General features: G+C 69.3%; 3 protein-coding genes and 1 pseudogene. 3 read left to right on the top strand and 1 reads right to left on the bottom strand.

All coding sequences use genetic code 11. The features are described from left to right. Positions 1-79: 79 nt before the first annotated feature. Positions 80-2860 (top strand): annotated as a pseudogene (locus tag MLGJGCBP_RS54150) (non-ribosomal peptide synthetase); the annotation flags it as partial. Further along, positions 2791-7467, top strand: a complete 4677-nt coding sequence (locus MLGJGCBP_RS51325) for an amino acid adenylation domain-containing protein (protein ID WP_236580870.1) — start codon at positions 2791-2793, stop codon at positions 7465-7467. The pseudogene MLGJGCBP_RS54150 and the gene MLGJGCBP_RS51325, both read left to right, overlap by 70 nt. Before the next feature lie 563 nt (positions 7468-8030). Here the strand turns inward: MLGJGCBP_RS51325 and MLGJGCBP_RS01540 are convergent. After that, positions 8031-8369 (bottom strand): RNA polymerase-binding protein RbpA, encoded by a 339-nt coding sequence (locus MLGJGCBP_RS01540; protein WP_005255751.1) that lies wholly within the window; start codon positions 8367-8369, stop codon positions 8031-8033. Between the two features lie 172 nt (positions 8370-8541). Here MLGJGCBP_RS01540 and MLGJGCBP_RS01545 point away from each other — a divergent pair, with 172 nt between their 5' ends. Beyond that, positions 8542-8874 (top strand): hypothetical protein, encoded by a 333-nt coding sequence (locus tag MLGJGCBP_RS01545; protein WP_124393462.1) that lies wholly within the window; start codon positions 8542-8544, stop codon positions 8872-8874. Positions 8875-9069: the final 195 nt, after the last annotated feature.

The raw sequence follows: 9069 nt of genomic DNA on the forward strand, positions 1-9069 counted from the left end.
GAACCCGATGGAGGTGATCGTCGCCGGCATCTTCGCGGACATCCTCGCCCTGCCCGAGATCGGCATCCACGACAGCTTCTTCGACCTCGGCGGCAACTCGCTGCTCGCCACCCAGGTGGTGTCGCGGATCAACGCCGCCCTCGACGTCCACGTCGGCGTCCGCGAGGTGTTCGAATCGCCCACCGTCGCCGCACTCGCGACCCGGATCACCGAGACCACCACCCACGGTGCGCGACGGCCCGCGCTGACGGCGAGGGTGCGCCCCGAACACATTCCGCTGTCGCTCGCCCAGCAGCGGATGTGGTTCATCAACCAGTTCGACACCGCGTCACCGGCCTACAACTTGCCGGTCGCGCTCCGGCTGTCGGGCGAGGTGGACCTGCGCGCCATGCAGATCGCGATCGCCGATCTCGTCGGACGGCACGAGGCGCTGCGCACCGTCTACCCCGATTCCGTCGACGGCCCGCACCAGGTGATCGTGCCCGCAGCCGACGCGGTGCCCGACCTGACCCCGGTGCCGGCGCACCCCGACGACGTCCTCGGACGGGTGCTCGCACTCGTGTCGACGGGCTTCGACGTGACCTCGGACGTGCCGCTGCGAGCGCGGATGTACCGGGTCGGCGCCGACGACTACGTGCTGGCCATGGTCGCCCACCACATCTCGGGGGACGGCTGGTCGCTCGCCCCGCTGGCCCGCGACGTCATGCTCGCCTACACCGCCCGCACCGAGGGGCACGTCCCCCTCTGGACGCCGCTGCCGGTGCAGTACGCCGACTACAGCCTGTGGCAGCGGGAACTCCTCGGCGACGAGGCCGACCCCGAATCGGTTGCCGCCGAACAGATCGCGTACTGGACGCGCACCCTGGACGGTCTGCCGGACCGGCTGTCGCTGCCGACCGACCGCCCCCTGCCCGCGGTCGCGTCGCACCGCGGCGCGCACGTGCCGTTCACCATCGACGCCAGCACCCACCGCGCGCTGCTGACCCTCGCGCGCGGCCGGAACACCTCGCTGTTCATGGTGATGCACACCGCGCTCGCGGTGCTGCTCGCGCGACTGAGCAACGAATCCGACATCGCCGTCGGCGCGCCCATCGCCGGCCGCGGTGAGGAATCCCTCGACGAACTCGTCGGCATGTTCGTCAACACCCTGGTCCTGCGCACCCACGTCGACCTGTCGAGTTCGTTCGCGGACAGTCTGAACGTCGCACGGTCCACCGACCTGGGCGCGTTCGCGCACTCGGACATCCCGTTCGAGCGCCTCGTCGACGTGCTGAACCCGGCCCGCTCCCGTTCGCACCACCCGCTGTTCCAGGTGGCGTTCTCGTTCCAGAACCTCGCCACCGCTACACTCGAACTTCCCGGGTTGCACGTCGAGGGACTCGACGTGCCGAACATGATCTCCAACTTCGACCTGCACCTGACGCTGTCGGAGAAGCACGACGCCGACGGCGCCCCGGACGTGATCGAGGCCCAGTTCACCTACGCCACCGACCTCTTCGACGACACGACCGTCCGGACGTTCGCGGAACGCTTCCTACGCATCCTCGGGTCGGTCGTGCAGAACCCGGACCTCGCCGTCGGTGCCATCGATCTCCTCGACGACGCCGAACGGCAGTCGGTGATTGCCGAATTCAACGACACCGCGGTGGATCTGCCGCCGACGACCCTCGCCGACCTGTTCTCCGCCCAGGTGGCGCGGACACCCGACGACCCCGCGGTGTTCTTCGAGGGCACCGAACTGACGTACGCCGAGTTCGACCGCCGCGTCGACGCGCTCGCCCACCGGCTGATCGATTCCGGCGTGGGGCCGGAAACGGTGGTGGGGCTGGCGATGAACCGGTCGATCGAACTGCTGACCGGGATGTACGCGGTGCTGCGGGCCGGTGGCGCCTACCTGCCGATCGATCTCGGACATCCCGCCGACCGGCTGGCGTACGTGCTGGAGACGGCGCGCCCGGTGTGCATCCTCACTACGTCCACGGACGGGTTCACCGCTGAGAACGTCCCCGTGCTCGAGGTCGACACCCTCGACCTCGACCCGCGTGGACCGGTGACCGACCCGCAGCGGCGCGCCCCGCTGCGGCCGGAGAACACGGCGTACGTCATCTTCACGTCCGGGTCCACCGGCCGGCCCAAGGGTGTCGCGGTGTCACACGCCGCCATCGCGAACCAACTCTGCTGGAAGCAGCACGAATACCCGCTCGGCACCACCGACGCCGTCGTGCAGAAGACTCCGGTCACGTTCGACCTGTCGGTGTGGGAACTGTTCTGGCCGCTGACGTCGGGGGCCCGGCTCGTCATCGCCCGCCCGGACGGTCACCGCGACCCGGCCTACCTGGCGGACCTGATGCGTCAACAGCGCATCACGACAGCACATTTCGTGCCGTCCCTGCTGGAGGCATTCATTCCGGGTGCGGGGGAACAGCCGGCCCTGCGTCGGGTGCTGTGCATCGGTGAGGCGCTGCCCGTCGACACCGCCGCCCGTTTCCGCCGCCGGTTCGGCTCCGTCGCCCTGTACAACCTGTACGGGCCCACCGAGGCGGCCGTGTCCGTGACCGCCTGGGCCAACACCGACGCCGACGCCGGCACCGTCCCCATCGGCGGACCGGAATGGAACACGCAGGCCTTCGTGCTGGACGCCCGGCTGAACCCGGTCCCCGTCGGGGTGGCGGGGGAGCTGTACCTGGCCGGTGACCAGCTGGCCCGCGGTTACGTCGCCCGCACCGATCTGACGGCCGAGCGCTTCGTCGCCAACCCGTTCGGCGCACCCGGCTCTACCGCACCGGTGACGTGGTCCGCTGGCGCATCCGGGACACGACGGGGGTCCTCGAGTACCTGGAGCGCTCCGACTTCCAGGTGAAGGTCCGCGGATTCCGCATCGAACTCGGCGAGATCGAAGCGGCACTGGTCCGGTCCGCCGGGGTGGGGCAGGCCGTCGTGGTCGCCCACCGGAACCCGCACACCGGGACCGCCCTCGTCGCCTACGTGGTCCCCGAAGACGGCGCGACCGTCGACCCCACCACGGTGCTGGCCGACGTCGGCGCCGCGGTGCCGAGCTACATTGTGCCCGCCGCCCTCGTCGTGCTCGCGGACCTGCCGCTGACCGCGAACGGAAAACTCGACCGCAAGGCCCTCCCCGCACCCGACTTCGCCTCGACGGCAGTCGAATACCGCGCACCCGCCACACCCACCGAGGAGATCGTCGCCGCCGTCTACGCCGACGTGCTCGGCGTCGAGGAGGTCGGGACCGCCGCGAACTTCTTCGACCTCGGCGGCAACTCCCTCGTCGCCACCCGGGTGGTCGCCCGGCTGTCCGAGGCACTCGGTCGGCGCGTCGAGATTCGGTCCCTGTTCGAGGCGCCTTCCGTCGGCGCCCTTGCGGCGCTGCTGGATGCGACGGACTCGACCGCACCCACCCGCCCGGCGCTGACCCCGGCAGTGCGCCCCGAACGGCTCCCGCTGTCCTCGGCGCAGCAACGGATGTGGTTCCTCAACCGGTTCGACCCGAACTCCGCCGTGCACAACATTCCCGTGGTGGTCCGGCTGTCGGGCGTCCTGGACGTCGACGCACTGCAGCACGCGGTCACCGACGTCCTCCACCGGCACGAATCGCTGCGGACGATCTACCCGGACTCCGCTGACGGCCCGCACCAGGTGATCCTGCCGACAGACCGGGTCGGGGTCGAGGCGTCCGTCGTCGCGACCGACGAGACCGCGCTGTCCGCTCTGATCGCCGACTTGGTGACCACCGGGTTCGACGTCACCGCGGAGGTTCCGGTACGGGTTCGGATCCTCCGGATCTCCGCGACGGAGCACGTCCTCGCCGTGGTGGTCCACCACATCTCCGGCGACGGCTGGTCGATGGCGCCGATGGTGCGGGACGTGATGGCGGCGTACGCGGCGCGGTCGGCGGGCACGAGCCCGGACTGGGCGCCGCTGCCGGTGCAGTACGCCGACTATGCCCTGTGGCAGCGAGCCCTCCTCGGCGACGAGACCGACCCCGGCTCGGTGGCAGCGCGGCAACTCGCGTTCTGGACGCAGACCCTCGCGGGCGCCCCGGATCAGCTGGATCTGCCCACCGACCGGCCGCGTCCCGCGGTCGCGTCGTATCGGGGCGGCACCGTCGACTTCACCGTGCCGTCCGACCTGCACAGCACCCTGCTGGGTGCGGCGCGGGACGCGAACGCCTCCGTGTTCATGGTGGTGCACTCGGCGCTCGTGGTGCTGTTGAGCCGGCTCGCCGGTTCCGCGGACATCGCCATCGGAACCCCCGTCGCGGGCCGCGGCGAACGCGAGCTCGACGACCTGATCGGCATGTTCGTCAACACGCTGGTCCTGCGACAGCACGTCGACGCCGGGCGCACGTTCGCCGAACTCCTCGCCGACGTGCGCGAGACCGATCTCGCCGCGTTCTCCCACGCCGACATCCCGTTCGAGCGTCTCGTCGAGGTCGTCAATCCGTCGCGCTCCACCGGGCGGCACCCCCTGTTCCAGGTGATGCTCGCGTTCCAGAACCTCGACCAGGCGACCCTGGAACTCGGCGACCTGTCGGTGAGCGGTGTCGAATTCGACGTGGACATCGCCAAGTTCGACCTGCAGCTCACCCTGATGGAGCAGTTCGACTCCGAGGGAGGCCCCGACGGGATCGTCGCCCGCCTCACGTACGCCGCCGACCTGTTCGACGAGCCGTCCGCCCACGTGTTCGGGCAGCGGTTCCTGCAGGTGCTGCGGGCGGCGGTCGACGGTCCGGACACCGCGGTCGGCGACCTCGACGTCCTCGGCAGCGGTGAACGGAAGCAGATCGCCGGCACCGACGCGACATCGCACCCCGTGCCCGCCGGCACGCTCGCGTCGCTGTTCGACATGGCGGTGGCGACGGACCCCGACCGGATCGCGGTGGTCTTCGACCGCGACGAACTGACGTACGCGAACTTCGACGCCCGCGTGAACAGGCTGGCGCGCCGACTGATCGAGCAGGGCGTCGGCCCCGAGTCGGTGGTGGCGGTGGCGATGCGCCGCTCGATCGACCTGCTCGTGGGGATCTATGCCGTCGTCAAGGCGGGTGGCGCCTACCTGCCGATCGATCCCGACCATCCGGCCGAGCGCACCGCGTACGTTCTCGACACCGCACGGCCCGCATGTGTGCTGGTCAGCGGCACCGGACTCGCCGACAGCGGCTCGGTCCCCGTCATCGACATCGCCTCCGAGGACCTCTCCCGATACGGCAGCACGCCGGTCAGCGATCGGGACCGGCTCCGCCCGCTGTCCGCGGCGAACACGGCGTACGTGATCTTCACGTCCGGCTCGACGGGCCGGCCGAAGGGGGTCGCAGTCACCCACGGTGCGATCGTGAACCGGCTGCTGTGGATGCAGCACGAATACGCTCTGACCTGTGCCGATGTCGTTCTGCAGAAGACGCCGATGACGTTCGACGTGTCGGTGTGGGAGCTGTTCTGGCCGCTGCAGGTCGGGGCGTCCCTGGTGATCGCCGCACCCGACGGACATCGCGATCCGCGGTATCTGACAGGGCTGGTACAGGAACGTCACGTGACGACCATCCACTTCGTGCCGTCCATGCTGTCGGTGTTCACTGCCGAACCCGATGCGGCGCAGTGTGATTCGTTGCGGTTGGTGTTCTGTTCGGGGGAGGCGCTGACGCCGGAACAGGTGTCACGGTTCCGGGCGGTCAGCGGTGCGGGGCTGCACAACCTTTACGGGCCGACGGAGGCCGCGGTCGACGTGACGCACTGGGAGACCAGTGCGTCGGACACGCTGTCTGTCCCGATCGGCCGTCCGGTGTGGAACACCCAGCTGTGCGTGCTCGACGCCCGGTTGCATCCGGTGCCGAACGGGGTGGCGGGGGAGCTGTACATCGCGGGCGACCAGTTGGCGCAGGGGTATGTCGGCCGCGTCGATCTCACCTCGGATCGGTTCGTGGCGAACCCGTACGTCGCGGGTGGGCGGATGTACCGGACGGGTGATCTGGTGCGACGCCGCGGCGACGGGGCTCTGGAATATCTGGGGCGTACGGACTTCCAGGTGAAGTTGCGGGGGCAGCGGATCGAGTTGGGGGAGATCGAGTCGGCCCTCGAAGCGCATCCGGACGTCGCGCAGGCGGTCGTGGTGGTGCACCGCGACGAACGCGGCGAGGAAGGCCTCGTCGCCTACCTGGTGGGACGACGCGCGGCCGAGTGGTCCGGGGTGCGCGCACACTTGTCGACGCGACTCCCGTCGTACATGATCCCGGCGCACGTCGTGCACCTGGACGCGCTGCCGCTGTCGGTGAACGGCAAACTCGACCGCACGGCCCTGCCCGCACCGGAGGTCCGCTCGGCCGCCGCCGAGTATCAGCCCCCACGGACCGCGGCCGAACGGGCCGTCGCCACCGTGTTCGGCGAGGTCCTCGGCATCGACCGGGTCGGAGCCACGGACAGCTTCTTCGACCTCGGCGGCAACTCCCTGATCGCCACCCGGGTCGCGTCCGCGCTCGGGTCCGAACTGGGCATCGACTTCCCGCTGCAGTGGATGTTCAGCGACCCCACACCGCGGTCGCTGGGGCAGCGCATCCAGAACGCGGCGACCGACGGAGCGCACGGCGCCTCGCTCGACGTGCTGCTCCCGATCCGCACCCGAGGTACGGCGGAGCCACTGTTCTGCGTTCACCCGTTCATCGGGCTCGCGTGGAGCTACGCCGGGCTGAGCCGGGAACTGACCGAGGACAGGCCGATCTACGGGCTGCAGTCGCCGGCGCTGACCGAGGACGAGCCCCACCTGGAAACGATCACCGACTTCGCGGATCGCTACGTCCGCGAGATCCGTTCGATCCAGCCGCACGGCCCGTACCACCTGGTGGGCTGGTCGCTGGGCGGGGTCATCGCTCACGAGATGGCGGTGCAGTTGCAGGAGGAGGGCGAAGAGGTGCGTCTGCTCGGGCTCCTCGACAGCTACGTCGGGCTCGACCGCAGCGTGGAGAACACCGCGACCGTCGCAGACCTCCTCGGCGGTGCCGGCCTGGACCTGCCCGACGACGGTGTTCTCGACGAACTCGCGCCCGGCGGGCAGTTCGACGCCGAGCGGGCGGCCGCGCTGCTCCGGGTCGTCGGCGGTCCGCTGGCGTCGCTGAAGGCCTTGGAACTCGACCGGATCTACGGCAACGCGCTGCGGGCCCCCGACCTGATCGACGGACACCGTCCGAGGGTGTTCGACGGCGAACTGGTGTTCTTCACCGCTGCCTTGGACGACGGCTTCCACGTGGACCCGGTGACCTGCTGGGGCCCGTTCGTGCGCGGCAGGATCGACGAGCACCCGGTGGACGCGACGCACTGGACGATGACGACACCGGACGCTCTCGCCGCGATCGCGCCGCACCTCGAGCGTTCACGTCGCCGGCCGCGGCACGCCGCGCCCGACACCGGCAGGGACGCCGACCCCGACGACAGCGAGAACCGGCCGCACTCGGTGCGCTGACCGCAGCCCGCCGCCGCTCAACCGACCGTGAGGTTTGGTTTGGGCGGTGATGGGGGAATACCACGAAATGTGAGCGGTTGTAGTGGAAATGAGCGGTCGACCACCCGGAATGTCGTGGACGCCGGACGCGCTGTGGCTTCAGGGTGCCGGTTTCATACCCCAGGTGTGAGATCTGCCCGAAGAGAAGACCAAACCCTTGACTCCGCCGTACCGAATAGTAGATTGAGAGCGGTCATGTGACCTACCTCTCAAACGGTATGGAAGCCCGGGAGGTCGGTCATACGTGGTTTCTTCGACTGCGTGTTCGGGGCGTGACGCTCGGTGCTTGGTGTGCTCGGAATGTAACGCGCCCGCGTTCAGCAGATCGGAGTGCTTGGATGAGTCCTGTCGAGACGGTGACCAGCCCAGTGGCCTACAGAAGCTTGTCCGTGTCGAACATCCCGTCCCCGCCGGGGGCGCAGACTTCCCGGACCACGCCGAAGGCGGGGTCGCAGACCCCCCGGACGCGGCGAACGCCGCCCCGGCTGAGCCGAGACGGCGTTCGTACGGTTCGGTGGCCTGTGTCAGGCGCCGCGTCGCTTCGCCTTCAGCAGGTCGAGGCGCTCCTTCAGCAGCTCTTCCAGTTCCTCCTTGGAACGGCGTTCGAGCAGCATGTCCCAGTGGGTACGCGGCGGCTTGACCTTCTTGGCCTCGGGCGCAGTGCCCTCGACCAGGGTTCCCTCGAGGCCGTTGCGGCACAGCCACGTGCCGGGGATCTCGGCATCGTCGGCGAAGGGAATGTCGAAGACCTCACCGTTGTCGCACCGGTACTTGGCCATCCGACGGGGTGCGAGGTCGTGGTCACGGTCGGTCTCGTAGCTCACCGCTCCGAGTCGACTCCCTCGAAGTACGCGATCTGCCATGGTTGTGTCCTCTCCTCGTTCGTCTCCGCGCGAGCACGCCTGGACCAGCACCAAGCGTTCACACTCATCTACAACGCCACGGCCTCCCGATTGGTTCCCGCACGCCGCGCAGATGCAACCTCGACATCTTACCGGGCGGGCTCGGGGGCGCCGCGCAGTAAGGTGGTCGACCATGACCAGCGCCTCCCGCAGACCGGATTCCTGTGTGTGGTGCGGACGCGAAGTGGCCGAGACGGGGATGGGCCGGCGTCGCCGGTACTGCCGCCAATCGTGCCGGCAACGCGCGTACGAGCAGCGCAACCAGGTCAAGGGCACCAGTATCCCCGCCGATGCGGTGGTGCTCACGTCGGAGGAAGCCTCCGCCATGGTCGACCGGGTTTTCCAGGTTCGATGTGCCGCCGAGGACGTGGCGACAGCCGTTGCCGAAGGTGCGGCGGCCCATGAGGTGGAGTCCCTGTGCGCCGATCTCGTGCAACTCGCACGTGAGGCCGAACGCTTCCGCTGAGCCTCGCACAGAGGCAGGGGAGCGTGGGACGCACTCTGCTCGACCGGTCCGACCGTCGCCGATCGATGGCGATTCCGAAACGAACATCACGAATCGACGCACACCGGGCCCGCACGTACAGCACGATCAGTACAGCGTGGGAGACCGGCGTCGGTTGGTCCGTCTCACGCGCAGGACTTGCGCATCCAAGGTCTT

Origin of the sequence: Rhodococcus sp. T7 (assembly GCF_009872365.1) — a bacterium.
Lineage (GTDB): Bacteria > Actinomycetota > Actinomycetes > Mycobacteriales > Mycobacteriaceae > Rhodococcus_F.